The 22,654-nt window shown below is 61.2% G+C and carries 24 protein-coding genes; 17 read left to right on the forward strand and 7 right to left on the reverse strand.

Annotation, left to right across the window (positions count from 1 at the left end; genetic code table 11):
• Positions 1-140 precede the first annotated feature (140 nt).
• The 5 genes from leuC to leuB are packed head-to-tail and all read left to right on the forward strand — an operon-like array spanning position 141 to position 4,310.
• Positions 141-1,538, forward strand: coding sequence for a 3-isopropylmalate dehydratase large subunit (leuC, locus tag Q1K29_RS03665; RefSeq protein WP_300391593.1), 1,398 nt, complete (start codon positions 141-143; stop codon positions 1,536-1,538).
• A gap of 6 nt (positions 1,539-1,544) precedes the next feature.
• The gene (locus tag Q1K29_RS03670) at positions 1,545-2,393 is read left to right on the forward strand and encodes a VOC family protein (RefSeq protein WP_300391594.1); all 849 of its coding nucleotides are present in this window, start codon (positions 1,545-1,547) and stop codon (positions 2,391-2,393) included.
• Between the two features lie 9 nt (positions 2,394-2,402).
• Complete coding sequence (gene leuD, locus Q1K29_RS03675) at positions 2,403-3,035, forward strand: 3-isopropylmalate dehydratase small subunit (protein ID WP_300391595.1); 633 nt, start codon at positions 2,403-2,405, stop codon at positions 3,033-3,035.
• Between the two features lie 15 nt (positions 3,036-3,050).
• On the forward strand, positions 3,051-3,200 hold the full coding sequence (locus tag Q1K29_RS03680; protein WP_300391596.1) for a hypothetical protein: 150 nt from the start codon (positions 3,051-3,053) through the stop codon (positions 3,198-3,200).
• A 54-nt stretch (positions 3,201-3,254) separates the two neighbouring features.
• On the forward strand, positions 3,255-4,310 hold the full coding sequence (leuB, locus tag Q1K29_RS03685; RefSeq protein ID WP_300391597.1) for a 3-isopropylmalate dehydrogenase: 1,056 nt from the start codon (positions 3,255-3,257) through the stop codon (positions 4,308-4,310).
• 124 nt (positions 4,311-4,434) lie between these two features.
• Here the strand turns inward: leuB and Q1K29_RS03690 are convergent, their stop codons facing one another.
• Positions 4,435-4,818, reverse strand: a complete 384-nt coding sequence (locus Q1K29_RS03690) for a nuclear transport factor 2 family protein (RefSeq protein WP_300391598.1) — start codon at positions 4,816-4,818, stop codon at positions 4,435-4,437.
• A 169-nt stretch (positions 4,819-4,987) separates the two neighbouring features.
• Here Q1K29_RS03690 and Q1K29_RS03695 point away from each other — a divergent pair, with 169 nt between their 5' ends.
• Positions 4,988-6,022, forward strand: a complete 1,035-nt coding sequence (locus tag Q1K29_RS03695) for an aspartate-semialdehyde dehydrogenase (RefSeq protein WP_300391599.1) — start codon at positions 4,988-4,990, stop codon at positions 6,020-6,022.
• A gap of 136 nt (positions 6,023-6,158) precedes the next feature.
• Positions 6,159-7,070: an EamA family transporter RarD gene (rarD, locus tag Q1K29_RS03700; RefSeq protein ID WP_300391600.1), complete on the forward strand. Its 912-nt coding sequence runs from the start codon at positions 6,159-6,161 to the stop codon at positions 7,068-7,070.
• 154 nt (positions 7,071-7,224) lie between these two features.
• On the opposite strand, the gene Q1K29_RS03705 is transcribed toward rarD, so the two are convergent.
• A complete protein-coding gene (locus Q1K29_RS03705; protein ID WP_300391601.1) occupies positions 7,225-7,836 on the reverse strand; it encodes a LysE family translocator in 612 nt (203 codons plus the stop codon).
• Positions 7,837-7,896: 60 nt separating this feature from the next.
• Positions 7,897-9,015, reverse strand: a complete 1,119-nt coding sequence (locus tag Q1K29_RS03710) for a serine hydrolase domain-containing protein (protein WP_300391602.1) — start codon at positions 9,013-9,015, stop codon at positions 7,897-7,899.
• Positions 9,016-9,152: 137 nt separating this feature from the next.
• Here Q1K29_RS03710 and Q1K29_RS03715 point away from each other — a divergent pair, with 137 nt between their 5' ends.
• From Q1K29_RS03715 to Q1K29_RS03760, 10 genes are all read left to right on the forward strand, one after another.
• Positions 9,153-10,043: a CoA ester lyase gene (locus Q1K29_RS03715; RefSeq protein WP_300391603.1), complete on the forward strand. Its 891-nt coding sequence runs from the start codon at positions 9,153-9,155 to the stop codon at positions 10,041-10,043.
• The gene (locus Q1K29_RS03720) at positions 10,043-10,390 is read left to right on the forward strand and encodes an ArsC/Spx/MgsR family protein (protein ID WP_300391604.1); all 348 of its coding nucleotides are present in this window, start codon (positions 10,043-10,045) and stop codon (positions 10,388-10,390) included. The genes Q1K29_RS03715 and Q1K29_RS03720 overlap by 1 nt, the downstream gene beginning before the upstream one ends.
• Positions 10,391-10,462: 72 nt before the next feature.
• Positions 10,463-10,693, forward strand: a complete 231-nt coding sequence (locus Q1K29_RS03725) for a hypothetical protein (protein WP_300391605.1) — start codon at positions 10,463-10,465, stop codon at positions 10,691-10,693.
• Positions 10,694-10,758: 65 nt separating this feature from the next.
• A complete protein-coding gene (locus tag Q1K29_RS03730) occupies positions 10,759-11,793 on the forward strand; it encodes a MaoC family dehydratase (RefSeq protein ID WP_300391606.1) in 1,035 nt (344 codons plus the stop codon).
• 9 nt (positions 11,794-11,802) lie between these two features.
• A complete protein-coding gene (locus Q1K29_RS03735) occupies positions 11,803-12,213 on the forward strand; it encodes a hypothetical protein (RefSeq protein WP_300391607.1) in 411 nt (136 codons plus the stop codon).
• Between the two features lie 45 nt (positions 12,214-12,258).
• Positions 12,259-13,068 (forward strand): diaminopimelate epimerase, encoded by an 810-nt coding sequence (gene dapF / locus Q1K29_RS03740; RefSeq protein WP_300391608.1) that lies wholly within the window; start codon positions 12,259-12,261, stop codon positions 13,066-13,068.
• 59 nt (positions 13,069-13,127) lie between these two features.
• Positions 13,128-13,580, forward strand: a complete 453-nt coding sequence (locus Q1K29_RS03745) for a DUF3617 domain-containing protein (protein ID WP_300391609.1) — start codon at positions 13,128-13,130, stop codon at positions 13,578-13,580.
• 47 nt (positions 13,581-13,627) lie between these two features.
• Positions 13,628-14,908 (forward strand): tRNA (N(6)-L-threonylcarbamoyladenosine(37)-C(2))-methylthiotransferase MtaB, encoded by a 1,281-nt coding sequence (gene mtaB, locus Q1K29_RS03750; RefSeq protein ID WP_300391610.1) that lies wholly within the window; start codon positions 13,628-13,630, stop codon positions 14,906-14,908.
• Positions 14,905-16,416, forward strand: coding sequence for a signal recognition particle-docking protein FtsY (ftsY, locus tag Q1K29_RS03755; RefSeq protein ID WP_300391611.1), 1,512 nt, complete (start codon positions 14,905-14,907; stop codon positions 16,414-16,416). The genes mtaB and ftsY overlap by 4 nt, the downstream gene beginning before the upstream one ends.
• On the forward strand, positions 16,413-17,048 hold the full coding sequence (locus Q1K29_RS03760; RefSeq protein WP_300391612.1) for a 5-formyltetrahydrofolate cyclo-ligase: 636 nt from the start codon (positions 16,413-16,415) through the stop codon (positions 17,046-17,048). The genes ftsY and Q1K29_RS03760 overlap by 4 nt, the downstream gene beginning before the upstream one ends.
• A gap of 3 nt (positions 17,049-17,051) precedes the next feature.
• On the opposite strand, the gene Q1K29_RS03765 is transcribed toward Q1K29_RS03760, so the two are convergent.
• The 4 genes from Q1K29_RS03765 to argH are packed head-to-tail and all read right to left on the reverse strand — an operon-like array spanning position 17,052 to position 22,635.
• Positions 17,052-19,682 carry a DUF4175 family protein gene (locus Q1K29_RS03765; RefSeq protein WP_300391613.1) on the reverse strand — a complete coding sequence of 877 codons (2,631 nt, stop codon included), beginning with the start codon at positions 19,680-19,682 and terminating at the stop codon, positions 17,052-17,054.
• Entirely contained in the window at positions 19,670-20,935 is a 1,266-nt protein-coding gene (lysA, locus tag Q1K29_RS03770; RefSeq protein ID WP_300391614.1) for a diaminopimelate decarboxylase, read from the reverse strand. Before lysA ends, Q1K29_RS03765 begins: the two co-directional genes overlap by 13 nt.
• A 9-nt stretch (positions 20,936-20,944) precedes the next feature.
• Positions 20,945-21,220 carry a lipoprotein gene (locus tag Q1K29_RS03775; RefSeq protein ID WP_300391615.1) on the reverse strand — a complete coding sequence of 92 codons (276 nt, stop codon included), beginning with the start codon at positions 21,218-21,220 and terminating at the stop codon, positions 20,945-20,947.
• Positions 21,217-22,635 carry an argininosuccinate lyase gene (gene argH / locus Q1K29_RS03780; protein WP_300391616.1) on the reverse strand — a complete coding sequence of 473 codons (1,419 nt, stop codon included), beginning with the start codon at positions 22,633-22,635 and terminating at the stop codon, positions 21,217-21,219. The genes Q1K29_RS03775 and argH overlap by 4 nt, the downstream gene beginning before the upstream one ends.
• Positions 22,636-22,654: the final 19 nt, after the last annotated feature.

Raw genomic sequence — 22,654 nt, forward strand, 5'->3', positions numbered from 1 at the left:
GACACTCGCAAGACTTATCCTGAGAGAGGGGCCCGCATGAAATGCTGGCCCCTTTTTCATGGGCTGCAACAAGCGGCGAGGCATATCTTGCCTATTGCTGCCAGACATGATGTTTTGCGCCGCAACAGGATATGAGGCTCATGGCAGGCAAGACGCTCTACGACAAGATCTGGGACGCCCACGTTGTTCACACCGATCCGGAGACCGGTGAGGCGCTCCTCTATATCGACCTGCACCTGATCCACGAGGTGACGACACCCCAGGCTTTTGCCGGGCTGAAGGCCGAGCGCCGCAAGGTGCGCCGGCCGGAACTGACCCTCGCTGTCGCCGACCACAATACGCCTACCGAGAACCAGTCGGCTGGCCTCGAAGGCGTCACGGATGACGCAGCACGCAACCAGCTCACTGCGCTGAGCCGTAACGTGGCCGAGCATGGCATCGAATTCTTCCCAATGGGCGACATCAACAATGGTATTGTCCATGTCGTCGGCCCGGAACAGGGCCGCACCCAGCCGGGCATGACCATTGTCTGCGGCGACAGCCACACCTCGACGCATGGCGCCTTCGGTGCGCTGGCGCACGGGATCGGCACGTCAGAAGTCGAACATGTCCTCGCCACGCAGACCCTCCGGGCCCGAAAGTCGAAAAACATGGCCATCGAGGTCACCGGGGAGCTGCGCGAAGGCGTGACCGCCAAGGACCTGGCGCTGCACCTGATTTCCGTGATCGGCACCGCTGGCGGCACCGGCCATGTCATGGAGTATCGCGGGCCCGCAATCGAAAAGCTGTCGATCGAAGGCCGGATGACGCTCTGCAACTTGTCGATCGAGGGCGGTGCGCGCGCCGGCATTATCGCGCCGGACGAAAAGACGTTCGACTATATCAAGGGAAGACCCTCGGCCCCGAAAGGCGCAGCCTGGGAGATGGCGGTGCGCCATTGGGAAACGTTGAAATCCGACCCGGACGCCGGTTGGGACCATGTCGTGGACATCCGCGCCGAGGATGTCGAGCCGACGGTCACCTGGGGCACGAGCCCCGAGCAGGCGATGCCGCTTTCGGGCACCGTGCCCGATCCGGCTGAAATGCGCGACCCGGCCAAGAAAGCCGCTGCGGAGCGGGCGCTTCACTATATGGATCTCAAGCCGGGAGCGCCGATTGCAGGCACGCCCGTGCAGCGTGTCTTTATTGGATCCTGCACCAACTCCCGAATTGAAGATCTTCGAGAAGTGGCAACAATCGTCGAAAATTCAAAGGTTTCCGAGGGCGTCCGCGCGATGATCGTACCCGGCTCTGGCCTTGTGCGCGCCCAGGCGGAAGCCGAGGGCCTCGACAAGGTGTTCACCGAGGCGGGCTTTGAATGGCGCGAACCGGGCTGCTCAATGTGTCTTGGCATGAACCCGGACACGCTCGCGCCTGGCGAACGCTGTGCCTCAACCTCGAACCGGAACTTCGAAGGCCGGCAGGGCCGCGGCGGCCGCACCCACCTGATGAGCCCCGCGCTCGCAGCCCGCGCGGCGATCAATGGCGTGATTGGTTAGAAGCCCATGTCTCTGATGACGGGTCTCGACCACATTGTGCTCGTCTGCCCGGAGATCGAGGCAGGAACGGCTACCTACAGTTCGCTTCTTGGACGCGAGCCTGACTGGCGAGCGAGCGCAAACGGGGCAGCGACGGCGCTCTTCACAGTCCAGAATACGGCCTTAGAGCTGATGGCGCCGGACGGAGACGGCGCTGTAGCCGACAGATTACGCGAAATCGTCGCGGAAAAAGGCCCGGGGCTCACCAGCCTGGCCTTCCGGACAGATGATATCGCCGAAACACATAGAAAACTCACGCGCCGGGGCCTTATACCCGGAGATATTACAGATGGCGAAAGTTCGAATCAGGCCGATGGCGCCGCCCGGCGGTGGAAACGCTTCCGCTGCAGCGATGATCAGACTGCCGGAACGAAGATTTTCGTCCTGCAGCCTGAAACCGCACCCAAGCCCGTTATGGCAGGCTCTGACGCGGTATCAGCACTCGATCATATCGTCATCAACACACCCAATCCGGACCGGGCACTCGCCCTTTATGGCGCGAGGCTGGGTCTTGATCTAAGACTGGACCGCACGGCTGAGCAATGGAGCACGCGCTTCCTCTTCTTCCGCACGGGCGGTCTGACCCTGGAAGTCATCCACCGGCTGGACGAAGCACATGCGCCAGAGGCGCCGGACACTCTTTGGGGCCTCACCTGGACCGTTCCAAATCTGAAAACCGCCCATGCCCGCCTCGACAAGGCGGGGCTCGACATCTCCGAAATCCGGACCGGGCGCAAGCCGGGCAGTGCCGTCTTCACCGTTCGCAATGGCACGCTTGGCGTCCCCACCCTGTTCATTTCCCATGAGGAGCGATAGAGAAAGATCATGAAAGCCTTCACCACGCTTACCTCGACCGCCGCACCGCTGACCCATCAGGGCCGACTAATGGCCAATGTCGACACCGACATGATCATCCCAAAACAGTTCCTGAAGACGACAGAGCGCGAAGGCCTTTCGCAGGGTCTTTTTTATGAACTCAAGACCAGGGCGGATGGCAGCCCGGATCCGGATTTCGTTCTCAATCAGCCCGCTTACCAGAATGCGGGCATCCTGATCGCCGGGGAGAACTTTGGTTGCGGCTCTTCGAGAGAGCATGCGCCGTGGGCGCTGCTGGACCAAGGCATCACCTGCGTGATCGCCCCCAGCTTCGCCGATATCTTCCATAATAACTGCTACAAGAACGGGATCCTGCCGATCCAGCTGCCCTTCGAAATCTGTGAAGCGCTGGGCAATCAGGCGGGCGGAAGCAATCACAAATTCACTGTCGATCTGGAGCGCCAGATCATCACCACGCCAGACGGCGAAGAGATCGCTTTCGATGTCGACGAAGGCCGCAAGGCAAGCCTTCTGGAAGGGCTCGACGATATCGGCATGACACTCACGGCCGAGGATACGATCTCGCAATATGAGCGCCGCCGGCAATCGGCCATGCCCTGGCTTGAAACGGAGGCCGGCTGAGGCCGTTCAGTTCCCATGAAGACACTCACGTTCGCCATTTTGATTGTTTGCCTGTTCGTCGCCGCCTGCGCCATGGACGTCCTTTCCACCGAGCCTGAGGTCGATATCGATCCCGACAAGGTCGATAACCCGACCTATCCTCCAAAGGACGGCGAAACCGGCTAACGCCGCAACAGGGCTGGACAATCCGTACCGCCCGCGCCTAAAGCGACACCCGACATGAAACAGACACTCCTTCTCCTGCCGGGCGATGGCATCGGCCCGGAAGTTACCGGCGCCGCCCGCCGCATCGCAGACCTCGTGGCCCCTGACGTCGCTCTTGAGGAGGGCCTTGTCGGTGGCGCTGCACTCGATGCCGAGGGCACACCACTTTCCGACGAGACGCTGCAACGTGCGCACAAGTCCGATGCCGTGCTTTTGGGTGCGGTTGGTGGACCCAAATGGGCCACTGTGGACCGCGCCGTACGCCCGGAGATGGGGCTTCTGCGATTGCGCAAGGGGCTCGACGTCTTTGCAAACCTCCGCCCCGCTTACTGTTTCGAAGCGCTGGTCGATTCGTCGAGCCTGAAGCGCGACCGGGTCGAAGGGCTCGATCTGATGATCGTGCGCGAGCTGACATCCGGCGTCTATTTCGGCGAACCGCGCGGCATCGATACCGACGAGAACGGTGTGCGCCGTGGCTATGACACATCGGTCTACACCGCACCCGAAATCGAGCGCGTCACCCGTGTCGCCTTCGCCATTGCACGCGGGCGCTCCGGCCGGGTCTGCTCGGTCGAAAAATCCAATGTCATGGAAAGCGGCCATTTCTGGCGGCAGGAAGTCACTGCCCTGCATGAGATCGGCGGTGAGGGCATCGAGCTTACCCACATGCTGGCGGATGCCTGCGCCATGGAGCTGGTGCGCCAGCCCAAGCAGTTCGACGTCATCCTGGCCGACAATCTCTTCGGCGACCTGCTGTCGGACGAAGCCGCGATGCTGACCGGCTCGATTGGCATGCTGCCCTCCGCCAGCCTCGGCGCCGAAGGCGTGCCCGGCCTGTTCGAGCCGGTGCACGGCTCAGCGCCCGACATTGCCGGCAAGGGCTACGCAAACCCCTGTGCGGCGATCCTGTCACTGGAGATGGCGCTGCGCTGGTCGCTGGCGCGGCCAGATGCCGCTGACCGTGTCATGCACGCTGTCGCCCACGCCCTGAAGGAAGGCGCCCGCACGCGGGATCTGGGCGGCGAGATGTCGACGACCGAGATGACAGACGCAATTATCGACTGCCTCTAGGAACAGGTCTCGCGGAACGCTTCGCCACGGCTTGACCATGGGGAGGCGAAACTGGGAGGCCGGTTCTATCGGAGCGCGGTCGCGGAAGCGCCTCTCAGTTCTTCCGGGATGACGGCAAAGAGGCTTAGCTATAGTCCGCGATCCGGCTCATCAGCTGGCCACGAAACTCGAAGAAGCTTGCCCCGCGGACCTTGATGGTCTCACCGGCCTTCACCCCATTCGGGAGATCGACGGCCGCCTTGCCCTCGAACTCGATCTCGGCGGCTGCCTTGCCCTGACCGATAACCAGGCTCACGAGTTTCTGGCGGCGATAGGAAAAGGCATTGCCGGACAGTTCCGCCACTTCGCCCATCTTGTCACGGCCCTCAAAGGTCATCGTCTGACCCGAGTTCGAGATGTTCTCGAAGATGACATCCTCGGTCACGCAATCGAGCATGCCTTCGATGTCGCGGGAATTGTAGGATTTGATATATTTCGAGATCACGTCTTCGATCAGGATCGTCTCCATCGGTGATGCGTTGCAGCATTGGCACTCAACATTCGCGGAGAGTGCATTACATGTGAGCGAAATCAAGCCTGTCACTGTGGCGCGGATGAGCCGCCGCCCGGACAAGACTATCAATTGAGGAGCGACCTTTTCTCGGCTATTGGGGGCGCTTCGACAAAGGACAAGACATATGGCACTCAAAGTCGCAATCGTCGGCGCCACGGGCAATGTGGGCCGTGAACTTCTCAACATCATGGATGAGCGCGATTTTCCTGCAGACCAGGTTTTCGCCGTCGCCTCGCGCCGTTCGGTCGGCCGCGAAGTCAGCTATGGCGACAAGACCCTGAAATGCCAGGCGCTCGATGACTTCGATTTTTCGCAGGTGGACGTAGTCCTGATGTCTGCCGGTGGCGGCCTCTCCAAGGAGTGGGCGCCGAAGATCGCTGCCAAAGGTGCGATCGTGATCGACAACTCCTCCGCCTGGCGCATGGACCCGGACGTGCCGCTGGTCGTTCCGGAAGTGAACGGCGAGGACGTGCTCGATTATGAGAAGAAGCGCATCATCGCCAATCCGAACTGCTCGACCGCCCAGCTCGTCATGGCGCTGAAGCCCCTGCACGACGCTGCCAGCATCAAGCGCGTGGTCGTCTCGACCTACCAGTCGGTCTCCGGCTCGGGCAAGGCGGGCATGGACGAACTCTGGAACCAGACCAAGGGCATCTTCGTCAACGATCAGCCCGAACCTGAAGAGTATCCGCGCCAGATCGCCTTCAATGCGATCCCGATGATCGGCTCCTTCCGCGAGGACGGCTTCACCGACGAGGAAGCCAAGATGTGGAACGAGACCCACAAGATGATCGATCCGGAGATCAAGCTGACGGTCACCTGCGTGCGCGTCCCGGTCTTCGTGAGCCACTCCGAAACGGTCAATATCGAGTTCAACAACCCGATCACCCCGGAAGAGGCCCGTGAAGCGCTGCGCAATTTCGACGGCGTCCAGGTCATCGATAACCCGGAAGAAGACCAGTACATCACGCCGGTCGAAGCGGCGGGCGAATGGGCAACCTTCGTTTCCCGCATCCGCGTCGACAATACCGTGGAGAACGGTCTCGCCCTCTGGGTCGTCTCCGACAATCTGCGCAAGGGCGCCGCTCTCAACACCGTCCAGATCGCCGAAGAGCTGATCAAGCGCGGCGTGCTGAAGCCGGAGAGCGTGAACGCTTAGGCCGGGACAAAATCAGAAGCATCAGAAACGCCGCCCCTCACCGGGCGGCGTTTTTTATGTCAGCTATTCTGACGTGAATGCTGTGACCGCACGAAACGGGTAGCCATTGGCTCAGTGGCATACTACCTGCCGCAGCATGACGCCGGAGCTTCGCCTAGGATTTCTCAGCGCCTTCGGCGCCTACCTGCTATGGGGCGGGCTGCCGCTCTATTTCCGGGCGCTCGATCATATTGCGCCACAGGAAATGCTGGCCCACCGCATCCTCTGGGGCCTGCCGACCGCGCTTCTCTTCATTACAGCTGCGGCGCGCTGGAAAGATCTGCGCGCGGCGCTGACCCGCCGGCGCATCGCCTATCTCGGCATTTCTGCAGCGCTTATCGCCCTCAACTGGCTGGTCTATATCTGGGCGGTCTCGGCCGAACGGGTGACCGAGGCGAGCCTCGGTTATTTCATCAACCCGCTGGTGAGCGTGCTCATCGGCATGGTCTTCTTTTCCGAAAAGCTGCGGCCGGCCCAATGGATCGCAATTGCCATTGCCGCTGTCGGGGTCGCCGTCCTGACATGGGAGCTCGGGCGCCTGCCCTGGGTGTCGTTCGTGCTGTGCTTCAGCTTTGCGTCCTATGGAGCCGTGCGGAAGAAGGTCAAGGTCGACAGCCGGATCGGATTTGCGGTCGAAACCGCGCTTCTCTTCCCGGTCGCCTTCCTGTGGCTGACCTGGTTTCAGGCGACCGGTCAGGGCGGCTGGGTCGGCGATTATGGCTGGGACTGGCTTGTCCTGCCACTGGCCGGACCGATCACGGCCGTGCCGCTCATCCTGTTCGCCTTGGCGGCCAAAAGGCTGAAACTCGCGACGATCGGAATGATGCAATACATGACACCAACCATCCAGTTCCTGATCGCGGTCCTGATCTTCCGCGAGCCCTTCGGTTTGGTCGACGCCATCGCCTTCGGCCTGATCTGGACGGCCCTCATTGTCTTCACCACAGACAGCGTTCTGGGCGAACGAAAGGCGCGCCGCCTCGCCCGCGCGGCGAGATTCGCAGAATAAGGACAAAAAAATGCCCCGGCGCCGAGGAGGACAATGGGCCGGGGCAGTGGTGCATGGTGAAGTTGGAGAGTCCAAGTTCGCCTTACAGACAGCAAACGCCATGCCAGCTCTCCCTGCAAGCGAATTTTCTATTTTAAAGGCACATTTTTTTCGCTTAGCGTGTGGAAAACGCGATCCAGGCGGCGATCGCCACCAGCGCACCCGCGAAAGCCAGACGGACGGCCAGCAATCGCCGCCAGCGCTCAATCTGCTCGCCAAGCTGCGCGCCCAGCAAGACGAGCCCGGCATGAACCAGGACCGACAGCAGGATGTGGAGACTGCCAAGAACCAGGATCTGCGCCCAGACCGGCCAGGACTCGCTGGTCGCAAACTGGCCCACAACGGCGATGTAGAACACAAGGGCCTTGGGATTAAGCAGATTGGCAATGAACCCCCGGCGAAACCCCTCGGCCTGGGCCTCATGACCCGGAGACGAATCGCCTGTCTCGGCGAAGGCTGTCCAGGCGAGATACAGCATGAAGGCGACCCCGCCCCAGCGCAGGGTCTGATAGACGACCTCATTTCCGGCAACAAAGGTCGAAAACCCGGCGGCTGCGGCGATCAACTGAACGCTAAGGCCGAGCGTAATGCCCAGAACCGCCGTGAACCCGACCCGGCGGCCCTTCTGGGCCGACACGGCCGTCAGCCACCCCATATTCGGGCCGGGCGTCAGCTCCACGACGGCCATGGCGGCAAGGAACGCGATCCAGTCAATGCTACCGTTCAATTTCGTCACCAAAAGTGGGCTGGAATTGGGCTGTCGCTGGAACGTTTCTGGAACGTGATTTCAAAGGCATCCGTAAAGAGCGTCCACCAGCCGTCGCGCCCTTGGGTCCCCCTGAAGATAGCTGGATTGTTTGTTCATGACATAGGCCGCTGACAAGTGCCTGTCGGGATCGCCAAGGGCAAGGGAGCCTCCCCAGCCGGAATGCGCCAGCGTCTCGGGATTCGGCCCGTATATGCCGAGATTGTTTCGCATCACCCCGGCCGCGAACTCGGTCACGAAAGGCAGGACGAGATCCTCGCCAATCACGCGACGCTTCGTCAGATCGGCGAAAGACTCCTCTGGAATCTGCTGTTTACCAGCACCATGCCCACGGCTTGCATAAAGTCCGTAGAGCTGCGCGACCGATTTCGCCGTGCCATGCCCATTGGCGGACGGGATCTCGATCGTCCGCCACTCTGCGCCGCCCCGGTCAGGGGCGGCCCATTTCGTCAGGAAGGCGACCTTCTTGAATTCATTGAGGTCGCCGAGTTGCGGCATCTCGCGCGGACGCATGATCTCGGCAACCCGGTCATGCTCATGCTCGGGAAGACCGATATGGAAATCGATCCCAAGCGGTCCACATATCTCCTCACGCAGCACGGTGCCGAGACTTTTCCCGCTGATGCGTTGCACAATTTCCCCGGCCAGATAGCCCCAGGTCAGCGGGTGGTACCCATGCGCTGTCCCCGGCTCCCAGAGCGGTTCGAGATCAGCGAGTTCTGCCGCCAGTGCTGGCGGGTCGAGCCAGAGACCGGGATCGATCTGCTCTGAAAATCCGACAAGACCGGCCTGATGGGAAAGCATTTCCCCAATCGTGACATCCGCCTTGCCGCCGGCCGAAAACTCCGGCCAGACCGCGGCAACCTTCGTCTCGTAGCCATCGTCCAGCGCACCGATCACACGCGCGATGACCAGCGAAGCAATTCCCTTGGTTGTCGAATAGATCGGTACCAGCGTGGTTTCGTTCCACGCCTTTTCCTTTTTGCGGTCGGCATATCCGCCCTGGATATCCACCACTGTCTCGCCATCAAGAATGGCCGCGAACCCCGCGCCCAGCTCCTCGCCTGCGACAAAGGTTTCCTCAAAAACATCCCTGACCGGTTCGAACCCTGGCGCCACAGTTCCGCGAATGTCGCTCATCTCGCTGACCTCATCTTTGCTGAGCGGAGCGATACACGATGAGACGGGGAAGAAAAGGCCTGCACACTTGGCCGCACTGGACATATTGCAGGGGAAAAGGCATCGATTGCGCCGACAGTACGAGGGATGAAGACCGCATGACCACACAGACCACCCACCGCCCCCGCCGCTCCTGCCTCTACATGCCGGGTGCCAACCCGCGCGCCCTTGAAAAGGCAAGGTCGCTTCCCGCTGACTCCCTGATCCTCGACCTTGAAGATGCCGTTGCGCCGGACGCCAAGGAAGAAGCGCGCGAAACGGTCTGTTCTGCGGTAAAAGCAGGCGGGTATGGCAAGCGGGAAGTCGTTATCCGCATCAACGGCCTCGACACCGAATGGGGCCTGGATGACATGAAGGCTGCCGTGGACGCGGGGCCAGACGCGATCCTCGCGCCGAAAGTCATCGACGGCGGTGACATTGACCGCCTGGACGATGCCATGAGCCGGGCCGGCGCACCGAAGGAGATGGGTCTCTGGGTGATGATCGAGATGCCCAAAGCCCTGTTTAATATCGTTGATATTGCCGAAGCCGCCGGCAGGACACGTCTGTCTGCCTTCGTCATGGGCACCAACGATCTCGCCAAGGAACTTCGCGCCCATGTCGATGCAGACCGTACCGCCTTCCAGACAGCCTTCGGCCTGACCATGGCCGCTGCTCGCGCTTATGACATCGTTGCCATTGACGGGGTCTACAACGACATCTCGAACGCGGAAGGGCTGGAACACGAAGTGCGCCAAGGGCGCATGCTGGGCTTCGACGGCAAGACGCTGATTCACCCTTCCCAGATCGAGACGACCAACCGCATCTTCGCGCCGGAAGAAGCAGCCGTTCAGCAGGCGCGAGATGTCATCGACGCCTTCGCCGACCCGGCCAACAAGGGCAAAGGCGTATTGAAAGTAAACGGTAAAATGACCGAACTTCTCCACTTGGAAGAAGCCCGGCGTATTGTCGCCGTCGATGAAGCGATCAAGGCGATGGAGACGGCCTGATGACCTACACCCTGCTTCACCACACCGGCTGCAGCACATCCCGCAAGGGCTTGGCCCTGCTTCAGGAGAACGGCATCGAGCCGGAAATTCGCAAATACATGAATGCGGGCGAGGCCCTCAGCATCGATGAGCTTAAAGAGATCGCCACGAAGATGGGCAATGCCTCACCGCGCGAATTCCTGCGCGACAAGGATGCCAAGAAGTTCGACATCCCACCGGGCATGAGTGATGACGATCTCTTTGCTGCGATGGTGGACAATCCAAAGCTGATCCAGAGGCCCATCGGAATAAAGGATGGAAAGGCCGTGCTTGGACGGCCAGTCGAAAAACTGCTCGACATCACCTGAAAAGCCGGAATCGATCAAATTTAACAAGCCGCATAAGCCATGCAGCAAAGCCTCTGTGCGATGAAGCAGGTCATGACGATCCTGCTTCTCACTGCGGCGGCCTTCCTCGCCCTCTCAATGGCCCTCTTCTTCGGGCCGCAGTTCGTGGCTTATGGAACGCCGGGCCTGCGCGACGCCTTCCAGCGCCCTGAAGCAAAGCTGATCGCTGGCGGTCTCGCCACAGCTATCGCCCTGCTGCTTTTTGCCCCGGTCATTTCTTCTGTCTTGATTTCAGACGCTCAGGCAGTGCAGGTGGTCGCCTGAGATACTGATGGGGCAGCGAGCCGCTTAAAGCGATGCCTGGCCCCGGCAACACACCGAGGCGAAGCATGACGAAATCCAACCCGGGCCACTATTTCGAAGACTTCAAACCCGGCATGGAGCTTGTCCACGCCACGCCACTGACAGTCACCTCCGGCGACATTTCCCTGTACCGCGCGCTGACAGGCTCTCGCCATGCGCTTTATTCGGCCGAAACCTTTGCAACAGCCAATCGGTTCACAGCCCTCCCTATTGATCCGCTGCTGGCTTTCCATGTCGTCTTCGGCAAGACGGTGCCGGATATTTCGCTCAACGCGGTGGCAAACCTTGGCTATGCCGACGGGAAATTCCTGCAAACGGTCTACCCAGGTGACACGCTGACGGCGATTTCGGACGTGATTGGCGTCAAGGAAAACTCCAATGGCAAGACGGGCGTGGTCTGGGTGCGGACGCGCGGGGAGAACCAGAAGGGTGAGACCGTGCTCTCCTATGTCCGCTGGGTGATGGTCAACAAGAAGGACCCATCAAACCCTGCGCCGGAAGCGATTATTCCAGAATTGCCCGAGGCCGTCCCGGCGTCGGCCCTTCCCGCCCCGGCTTATGACGACTGGGATGACGCGCTTGCCGGTTCCAAGTGGCGTTATGGCGACTATGAGATCGACGAAAAGATCGACCATGTCGACGGGATGACCGTCGAAGAGGCAGAACACCAGATCGCCACGCGGCTCTACCAGAATACCGCCAAGGTCCATTTCGACGCCCATGCGCAAAAGGACAGCCGCTTCGGCAAACGCCTGATCTATGGCGGCGTGGTGATCTCGATTGCGCGCGCGCTGTCTTTCAACGGTCTCGAAAGCGCCGCCCAGATGCTGGCAATCAATGCCGGCACGCATGCCGGGCCGCTCTTTGCCGGAGACACGATCTATGCCTGGTCGGAAGTCCTGGACAAGGCCACGCTGAACGACACGACCGGTGCGCTTCGCCTTCGGCTGGTGGCCGCGAAGAACCACCCCTGCGCTGACTTCCCGCTGCGCGGCGAAGACGGGAAATATGCCAGCGATGTCATTCTTGACTTCGATTACTGGGCGGCGGTCCCCATCTGATCGCTGGCAATGATAAACCTCCTCGAAGGCCTTTCCCTGTTCGGCGTCGCCATCGCGACGATCCTGATGGCTATTGCCAGCCTGCTCGGCACCATGACGCTGAAGCAGCTAGTGGACCTCGGACATGTCGATGCGCGCGTCCTCTGCAATCTCACCGGCATCACGGATCCGCGAGAGCTGCAGGATGTTTTCGGCCCGCCGACCATGAATCGCGTCTGGCATGGACTGACGCTTGCGTATATCGAACGCGAGCGTCGGCCGGCGGGTTATCTCGTCAGCGATGACAGGATCGACTGGATCTCGATCGGCGTCGCTTTTCTTGCTTTTTTCTGGCGGCATCCGGTTGCCGACCTGCTGCTTATCGTGGCCGCAGTGTCACAGGTGTCGGGCTGGGTGATCGCTGCCCGCCTGCCAAAGTAGATTTCGACTTCCGCTCGCCTGCCCCCTCCCTTACATGACAATCCCATGAAGGTCTGGAAGATGAATGGTGCGGGAAACGCCTTTGCGGTCTTTGACGCAAGGGACAGGACGTTTGACCCCGATGCTGCGCGCATCCGCGCTATCGCCGAGAAGATGAAGGCCGATCAGGTCATGGCAATCGAGCGCGATGGCAGCGCCGATGCCTTTATTCGCATCTGGAATTCTTCCGGCGAGGAAGTGGGCGCTTGCGGCAATGGTACACGGGCGGTGGCGCATCTTCTTCTGGATGAGTCCAACAAGCCTGAAGTGCGTATCCGTACCAAGGCAGACGTCCTGAAGGGCCGCAAGGCGGGGGAAAACCTCGTCACTATCGACATGGGCTCACCGCTCATGGCGTGGGAAGACATTCCACTGTCGGAGAAGATGGACGTGCGCGGCGTCGATGTCCGTATCGGCCCGATGGACAAGCCTTATCTGTCGCGGCCGGCCGTCGTCTCCATGGGGAACCCTCACGCTGTCTTCTTTGTCGACGATGTCGACGCTTATGACATCCCGCAGATCGGCCCGCTGGTGGAATGGCACCCGCTATTCCCGGAAGGCACCAATGTCGGCTTCGCTCAGATTATAGACCGGGAAACCATCCGTCTCCGCGTATGGGAACGGGGTGCCGGGCTCACAAAGGCCTGCGGAACAGGCGCATGCGCCGCTCTCGTCTGCGCCGCACGTGCCGGCAAGACCGGACGAAAAGCCAGACTCATTCTCGATGGCGGCGACCTGACTATCGACTGGCGCGAAAGTGATGACCACGTTCTGATGACCGGTCCGGTCGAGCTGGAGATGAGTTTCGAGGTCTGATGGGTGGAGGTCTGTGCAACTTCCGGTTAGGCTGACCCAAGCCAACAAGGAGGGACGCCATGCGCCTGCACGCTCTGACCACAGTAGCCATTACCGCCACACTCATAGCATCGACCGCATCCGCCCAGTCTCTTGGCGTGAAGCCGGGCAAATGGGAAACCAGCCACACCTTCACAGGCACCGTGAAGGCTCAGGGCATGTCGATGAGCCTCCCCGGAAAGACGACAACCGACACGCAGTGCATCACCGAGGAGGATGCCACATTCAAGCCGGAAGACCTGAGCGGCGAAGAGTGCACCACCTCGAACGTCCAATCGACCGGGAAATCGATCAGCTTCGACATTGATTGCAGCCAAAGCGGTACGTCCATGACGGGCCGGATGGAAACGACGGCCTCCAATGACGGCACATCCATGGAAGGAACGATGACGATGGAAGGCAGTCAGCCCGGCGGCGGAAGCATCGACATGAAGGGCGATTTCAGCGGCACCCGGATCGGCAGCTGCAGCTGATAAGCCTTGAAACCCGTGGTCAGACGCGCGATCTGGGCGGATTGACCATGTCCACCGATACAAAGCCTCTTGTTTCGCCGAAAGTCATCACGCTCGGCTGCCGCCTGAACTCCTATGAGTCCGAGGTCATGAGAGGGCATGCCGAGAAGGCTGGCCTCGACAATACGGTCATCATCAATACCTGCGCTGTAACTGCAGAAGCCGTGCGCACCGCGCGCCAGACAATCCGCCGCGCGAAGAAGGACAATCCAGACGTCGAGATTGTCGTGACCGGCTGTGCCGCGCAGATCAATCCGGGCGAGTTCGCCGCCATGCCGGAAGTCAGCCGCGTGATCGGCAACCAGGAAAAGATGGACGCCGGCACCTGGTCCTCCCCGGCTCTGCGCCACGGCGAAGAAAAAGTGCTCGTCAACGACATCATGTCGGTGAAAGAGACCGCCGGACACCTGATCGACGGCATGGAGGGCCGCGCACGCGCCTATGTGCAGGTCCAGAATGGCTGCGACCACCGCTGCACTTTCTGCATTATCCCTTACGGCCGCGGCAATTCACGCTCGGTGCCCGCCGGAGACGTCGTTTCCATGGTCCGCCGCCTGGTGGAGACAGGCCACTATGAAATCGTCCTTACGGGCGTCGACCTGACAAGCTGGGGCGCGGACCTGCCAGGTCAGCCGCAGCTTGGTAATCTCGTGCAGCGCATCCTGAAACTCATACCAGAGCTGAAGCAGCTTCGGATCTCCTCGATTGATGCGATCGAAATGGATGATGCGCTCTTCGAAGCGATGAGCGATCCGCGCATGGCGCCTTTCATGCACCTGTCGCTGCAGCATGGCGACAATCTTATCCTGAAGCGCATGAAGCGCCGCCACTCACGCGAAGATGCCATTGAACTGGCCGGCAAGCTACGCCAGATCCGCCCGGATGTCGCGCTCGGCGCCGATATCATTGCCGGTTTCCCGACGGAAACTGAAGCCGCGTTCGAAAATTCGATAAGGCTGGTCGAGGACTGTGGTCTCGCTTTCCTGCACGTCTTCCCCTACAGCCCCCGCCCCGGCACACCGGCAGCACGGATGCCGCAGCTTGAGAAGGCCCTCATCAAGGCCCGTGCCGCACGCCTGCGCGACGCTGGCGCAGCTGCTTTGTCGCGCCATCTGGACGGGCATGTCGGCCAGACACACGATGTTCTGGTCGAGCAGGAGGCCAATGGCCGCCTTGGAGACTTCTCCCAGGTGTCACTTGAAGGATTTCAAGGGCTTGAAGCAGGCCGTCCGGTTGCGGCAAGGATAGTCTCTCAGGACGGACGTAAACTGATCGGTGAGCCTGCATGATCCTCTGGTTCGGAAAAAAGAAGAAAAAGAAGGAACTGGAAGAGGCCGGCGCAGCGATGGACGCGCCGGACCTTTCAGCCGAAGAGGTTGCGGCGAAGGACGCTGCCGAGAAAGAGAAGGCCGAAAGCGAGGCGGCTGAAAAGGCAGAGATCGAGCGCAAGGTCGCCGAGGCCAATCGCGCCTGGGAAGAGCGCCAGAGACGCGAGCGCGAAGAAGCCGAAACCGAGACCCGCAGGCTTGAGACGCAGGCCCGCGAGGCCGAAGCCGCAAGGGAGCAGGCCCGTAAGGCTGCAGAAGAGGCCAGCCTCAAGGCTGCTGAGGACGAAGCGGCCCGGAAAGCTGCCGAGGAAGCCGAAGCTCAGGCGCGCCGGGCCGAGGAAGAAGCAGAACGAATTCGCAAGGAAGAGGCTGAGCGCGAAGCGGCCCGCCAGAAGGCTGAAAACGAGATCCGGATTGCTGAAGAGCGCCGCCGCGCCGAAGCGGAACGTGAGGAAGCCCGCCGCAAGGAAGATGCGGCCAAGGCGCCCAAACCTCCAGCTCAGAGCGTCGAGCCGGACCCTTATGCGGAAACGAAATCACCCGGCTTCTTCAAGAAGCTGACAAGTGGTCTCTCAAAATCCTCTTCTAAGCTCGGCGCCAGCCTGACCGGTACTTTCACGCGTCGTAAGCTCGACGATGAAGCGCTCGAGGAGCTGGAAGACCTGCTCATCACCTCGGATATGGGCGCACGCGTTGCCGCCAGGGTCACAACAAACCTGGCGAAGACCCGGTTCGACAAGGATGTGACGGATGACGAGATCAAGGCGGCTCTGGCCGAGGAGATCGAAGCCATCATGAAGCCGCGAGAGCAGGTCGTCGACTTCTCTGACGGTCCAACGCCGCGCATCGTCCTGTTTGTCGGCGTGAACGGCTCAGGCAAGACAACGACAATTGGTAAAATTGCGTCGAAGCTGAAAGAACAGGGGGCAAGCGCTCTCCTCGTTGCAGGCGACACGTTCCGCGCTGCAGCCATCGAACAACTCACGGTATGGGGCGAGCGCGCCGGGATTCCCGTCATGTCGAAGCCCACCGGCGCCGATGCCGCCGGCCTCGTTTATGAAGCCGTGGAAAAGGCGAAAGCCGAAAGGCTCGATCTCGTGCTGGTCGATACAGCAGGCCGGCTCCAGAACAAGGCGGAGCTGATGTCGGAACTCGCCAAAATTGTCCGTGTGACCCGCAAGCTCGATCCGGAAGCGCCGCACGACGTCATCCTCGTCCTCGACGCCACGGTCGGACAGAATGCGCTTTCCCAGGTGGAAGCCTTCCGGCACACCGCAGGCGTCTCCGGTATCGTGATGACGAAGCTGGACGGGACCGCGAAGGGCGGCGTTCTCGTTGCCATCGCCGAAGCGCATGACCTGCCGATCCACTTCATCGGCGTTGGGGAAAAAGCCGAAGACCTCCAGCCGTTCAGTGCCGAAGCCTATGCCAAGGCACTTGTCGGGATGGATGAAAAGGAGCCTGCGTGAGCGCTGACGCCAAGACTACGCTTCGCGCCGACCTGAAGGAATTGCGCGACGAGCTGCATGCCCGGGATCCGGATGCCGGCCTCACACTCGCTGAAAAATTCCCGCTCAAACTCCTTGAGCGCTATGGGCCCGTTGTTGCCGGTTACTGGCCAATCGGAAGCGAAGTCGATCCGCGCCCGCTTATGGCAAGACTGGCCGAGGCAGGCGCCCAGCTCGCCCTGCCGCGTCTGGATGATGATGGCAGCATGTCTTTCCGACTGTGGACCGATGGGGAAGAACTGGAACGCCGCCCATTTGGCCTGAGCGAACCGCTTCACACAGCGCCACGCATTCAGCCGACCCTGGTGTTGATGCCGCTTCTCGCCTTCGACAAGGTCGGCAACCGCATCGGTTATGGAAAAGGCCATTACGACCGGGCGCTTGCCGGTCTTCGCGAGGAGGGCCGTGTCTTCGCCTGCGGTATCGGCTTCTATGGCCAGATGCTCGACGACCTGCCTGCCGAGCCCCACGATCAACCGCTGGACTGGGCCATGACCGAGCGCGGCTCGGTGCCGATCTTCATGATGCGGAATTTTGGCGGTAATGATGAGGGCGGCGGCAAGACCAATGGGAGCGGGCCCAGCGCCGCCTGATCCCTAGAACCGGTCGAGCAACCGTTCGAGATAATTGCGCTCTTCCTCATCCGGCGTTTCACCGTACCTGCGACGCAGCTCTTCCAGGATATCCTTGGCACGCTGCCGCTCGGCCTGGTCGGGAATATTGACGTCGCGGCCGTCTGAGACGCCACCCATCGGGTTCCCGAAGGGATCGGTTTCTTCCGCTCCACCGCCATACTCATCTCCGAGACGCTCACGGCGCAATTCGTCCAGCTGGCCGGCAAGGCCCTCGGCAAGCTGGTTCAAGGCTTCCGTTGCTTCGCCCTGATTGCGCTGGGCGCGCATCATGTTGCCGTCGCGAAGGGCTTCGGCGGCCCGGCGCTGGGCCCGCTCAATCGCCTCCACGGTTTCCTCGTCGAGTTCTCCGGCGGCCCTGCCCTGACCTTCGTCGTCCTCTTCCGAACCGCCGCCCTCGCCGCGTTCTTCAGCGAACTGCTCGACCAGATCGCCTAGGCCTTCCTGTCGATCGGCGAGGCTATTGCCAGATTGGCCCTCACCTTCACCGTTTTCACCGGGCTGTTGCCCCGGTTGCTGGCCGGGCTGCTGATTGCCCCGGCGCGGGCTTTCACCGCGCTCCTCGGCCAGTGTGTCGTCATTCAATTCACGTTGCTCGCGGAGCAGATCGGAGAGTTCGCGCAGCGTCTCGGAGAGCTCGCGCTCTTCCTGTGGAACATCCTCATCATTCTCACCCTGTTGTTCACCCGGCATGCCGGGGAAGCCGTCGCCGGATCCATTGCCCTGCTGGAATTGCAAATTTTCCAACATGTTGGTGATGTCGGAAAGCAGCTGGCGTGCCTGATCGGTGGCACCCGTTTCCGTCAGATCCGAAAGCGCGTCGAGCATGTCGGCAAAGTCAGACCCGCCAAGGCTTGATCCACCACCTTGCTGGGCGCTGTCTGTATCATTCTGCGGCGCCTCAAGACCGTTGGCCATTGCTTCCGCCATACGTGCGGCGAGGTAATTCTGGGCGGCCTGCCTGAACGCTTCGAGCCGGCGCTTGATCTCGGCTTCGGATGCGCCATCCCTCAACGCCTCCTCGAGCGCTTCCCGGGCAGCCTGAAGGGCTCTTAGCGCGTCAGCCGCACTGCCATACTCCGCGCGCAGGGCAAGCGACCAGAGCAGCGGTTCGGTGGTCTCCGCCTCATCAGTCGAGACCGACGATTGCAGGATCGCATCGGCATGGCGCAGGCCGAGATAGATGCTCACATCCTCGAAGTACCGGGCTGGCTTGTAGGTGACTGCCTCGATCATGCGCGAGGCGCGCTGTATACCGTGCGGGGCATAGCCAATACGCTGGGTCGCAGCCGTGTAGACGGCGTCTTCTGTCAGCGCCTCGTCATTCTTCGGCATCGCCTCATAGGCGGCATCCTCGCGCAGGATAGTGACCCGAATATCCTGAATGGCCCGGGCCAGCGGCTGCAGCAAGAGCTTCTCCGGAATGACAAAGTTGACTGGCTCACTAAGACCGGTCTGTCCGGCACCATCTGTCGCACGAAGACGAACCTCGGTCTCAAGGCCCGCCCAGCGGTGGCGGGTGAGGTCGATTGCGGTTGTGTCTTCAGCCTCCTTCGGCGAGATCGCAGGCAGTTGGACAGTGACCGTATCCGGCGAGCCGTCGCCGCCGCCATCGATGCGCCTGAAAACCAGTTCGAGATTTTCGACGCCATAGTCATCCGAGGCTTTCCAGCCGAATTCGGTCTTGTCGTTCGGGGTCAGCTCCGGCTCGGAGACCCACTCCACCTCCGGCGGCGCATCCGGTGAGGCCCGAACAGTCCAGCTGGCGCGCGTGCCCCACCAAGCGACACTTATCTCGCTGTCAGTGGTGATGGTAGCCTTGGCTTCATAAGCACCTTCAGGTGTCGTCTCGAAGCGAAGTTTCTGATCACTATCCTGCCCATCGACAATCAGCTTCGGGGCCGATGGGGCCTGGGCGCGAACAGTCACTTCAGAGCCTGCGGGTACGCGCACGGCCTGTTGATCGTCCTGAAGAAAAATCGGTGGCCTGCCGGTATGCGAAGGCGGCGTGATCCAGGCCTCTATGCGAATGGTTTCGGCGCCGAAGAGACTGCCAATATCCGGCGACAAAGCCCGCTGGAGGCGCCCCCCCGTCGCATCCCAGGCAAAAAGGATGGCAAGGGCGACAAACACCGGAATGACATAGCGCAGATAGAAGGGATCGGCGGCCTTCCACTCATTCGAGAAACTCGGAATGCTGAGCCGCCGGGCCGCATCGGTAAGGCGTGTCTCATGCGCGCGCCAGAGCGCAACGCCATCGGCTTCGGGCCGGGCCGGACGGTCACTCAGCGTTGCGAGCGGGCGCAGGTCGGACTGACGGTCGAGAGCGCGGACGGCCTGCTGCCTGTCGGGCGGCGCAAACCGGGCCCAGCCAAGAACACCAAGAATAACCAGTCCGGCGACAAAGATGATCAGTGAAAGCGAGGCGAGCTTCTCGCTCGCCGCATCGATGACACCTGTGAGTGCAAAGATCAGGAACAGGCTGACAAGAACGGCAAATGGCCAGAAAGCGCGCGCGGCCGCGAGGCGCCACAGATTGCCGCGCGTGCGGGCGATCTTGGGCTCTACGCCGGGAATACGCTTCAGGTCAGCCAATCAGGGGTCGCCTCCAATGCAACCATTTCGTCAAACGTCGGTCGCCTGCGAACGATGGCATAACGGTCGCCATCGACAAGCACTTCCGCCGCGAGTGGTCTGGCATTGTATTGCGACGAAAGAACGGCACCGTAAGCGCCCGCCGACATGAAGGCGAGGCGGTCACCGGACTGTATCACCGGCAGGTTCCGTTCAGCCGCAAACTTGTCCGTGGACTCGCAGATCGGACCGACGACATCGTAGCTGATCTGGTCGGCACTGTCAGGACGCTCCCTGAGCGGCAGGATGTCATGATGGGCCTGATAGAGGGCAGGCCGCATCAGATCGTTCATCCCGGCATCAACGATAAGGAAGGTCCGCTTCGGCGAAGGCTTCGTGAAAAGCGCTTCGGTGACAAGGACGCCGGCATTGCCTGCAATCACCCGGCCGGGCTCAAGAATGACCTGAACGCCCAGACCCTCGGTAACCTCGCGGATCATGGCGGCATACTCATCCGGCGGCGGGGGATTGTCCCATGTCCTGTAAGGGATGCCGAGGCCACCGCCGAGGTCGATACGGCGAATGTCATTGCCCTGCTCCCGCAGGCGCTTCACCAGCGAGACAACACGCTCGAAGGCTGCCCGCATCGGCGCAATGACATCGATTTGCGAACCAATATGCACGTCAACGCCGACCGCCTCGACACCCTCAAGCCTGGCGATGCGCGCATAAAGCGTTTCGGCATCGTCCCACGGCACGCCGAATTTGTCGCCAGCCTTGCCGGTAGAGATGTTGGGATGACCGCCTGCGGCAACGTCCGGGTTTACGCGAACCGCAACCTCGGCCGTCTGTCCCAGAGCGCTCGCCACCTCGGAAAGCACCTCGACTTCCGCGGCACTCTCGACATTGAACTGGTGGATACCCTCTTCCAATGCGAGACGCATTTCTGCGCGTGTCTTGCCAACGCCGGAGAAGACGATTTTCGAGGCCGGGATGCCCGCCTTGCGGGCGCGCAGCAATTCGCCCCCGCTCACAACATCCGCACCGCAGCCTTCCGCCGCGAGCGTTTTCAGGACACCGAGATTGCCATTCGCTTTCACCGAATAAGCAATCAGGCAGTCCATGCCCTCAAAGGCTGTTGCAATCACACGGGCATGCCGGCGCAACGTCGCAGATGAGTACACATAGACAGGCGTTCCGACCTCGTCGGCAATCGCATCCAGCGAAACGTCCTCACAATGGAGACGCCCGTCCTTGTAGTGAAAATGATGCAACGGTCTTACTCAGCCAGGTTCGATGTCACCGAGCCCGCCTTCGCCAACATCTGCTGCCGGATCGGGTTTCGGAATCTCGCCGCCAAGCTCATTGTAGTACGCTTCGTCAGAGCCTTTTTCCGGCCCAAGCGCCAGTTCCACAGGAGATGCGACAGGGGTCATCGCCTCTTCGTCCGGCGGATCGGAGAAGATTGGCGGCGGACGCTCAAGGTCGCCGCGAATACCACAGGCCGCCATCATGGCGCAGGCGCTAAGCGCGAGTATCAGCTTGGTGGGTCGTCTCATTCGGATATATCGGCCTCCAGGCCCAGTCTTGTCTTCCAAAGCGTCACCTGTTCGGCCACGCGCACAGGAGATGCGCCGCCATAACTCTGGCGGCTTGCTGCTGAAGCCTCAACGCTTAGCACGGAAAACACATCATCCGTAAGTCGCGGCTCGACAGTCTGCATCTTTTGTAATGGCAGTGCCGCCAAGTCCACGCCATCAGCCTCCGCCAACGCCACAATACGTCCTGTAACGTGGTGCGCGTCGCGGAAAGGCATCTTCATCTCACGGACGAGATAGTCGGCAAGATCTGTCGCCGTAGAAAAGCCTTTTGCTGCCGCTGCGCGCATATTCGCGGCATTGAAGCTTACCGTCTCGATCATTCCCGTCATGGCCTTCACGCACAGGCCGTATGTATCGAATGCCTCGAAAGTGAGCCGCTTGTCGTCCTGCAAATCCTTCGCATAGGCCAGAGGAAGCGCTTTCACGGCCCCCTGCAGGCTCGCGAACTGTCCGGCAATCAGCGAAGCTTTCGCCCGGATAAGTTCGGCAGCGTCAGGATTGCGTTTCTGCGGCATGATCGAGGAGCCGGTCGACCACTCGTCCGACAAGACGGCGAAACCGAACTGGGCACTCGTCCACAAAACCAGCTCTTCGGCCAGCCTGGAGAGGTGCGTTGCGGCAATGGAAAGCGCGGCCAGCGCCTCAAGCGCAAAGTCGCGCGCCGAGACCGCATCCAGCGAATTTGCCATGGGCCGGTCAAAACCGAGCGCTTCAGCGGTCATGTCCCGGTCGATCGGGAATCCGGTGCCCGCAAGCGCAGCAGCGCCAAGCGGCGACTCATTCAGCCGAAGCGCAGCGTCGTGCAGCCGACCGCGATCCCGCTCGGCCATTTCGACATAAGCCAGCAGGTGGTGGCCGAGTGTCACGGGCTGCGCCGTCTGCAGGTGGGTGAAACCCGGCATTACAGTCTCTGCGGTCTCGCCAGCCCGGCGGACCAGCACCTTCTGCAGCGCCAGAAGGCCAGCCTGCGCTTCGGTCAGCGCGCCGCGAACCCAGAGACGGAAATCGGTCACCACCTGGTCATTGCGCGAACGCGCTGTGTGCAGGCGGCCCGCTGGTTCACCGATCAGCTCCTTGAGGCGCGCCTCGACATTCATGTGAATGTCTTCCAGCTCGACGCGATACGGGAAGGTGCCGGCCTTGACCTCGTCCAGAACCTGGTCGAGGCCGCCCTGGATTTTTTCATTATCCTCTTCAGAGATGATGCCACACTCTGCCAGCATGTCCGCATGAGCCCGGCTGCCCGCCACATCCTGCAGCACCATACGCTTGTCGATATCGATCGAGGCGTTGATCGACTGCATGATGTCGGACGGTTGCGCGGCAAAGCGTCCACCCCACATCTGCTGGCCTTTGTTTTCCGTATCGCTCATGTCATCTCATTCCGTGGAG

It is taken from the genome of Henriciella sp. (assembly GCF_029937755.1).
GTDB lineage: Bacteria > Pseudomonadota > Alphaproteobacteria > Caulobacterales > Hyphomonadaceae > Henriciella.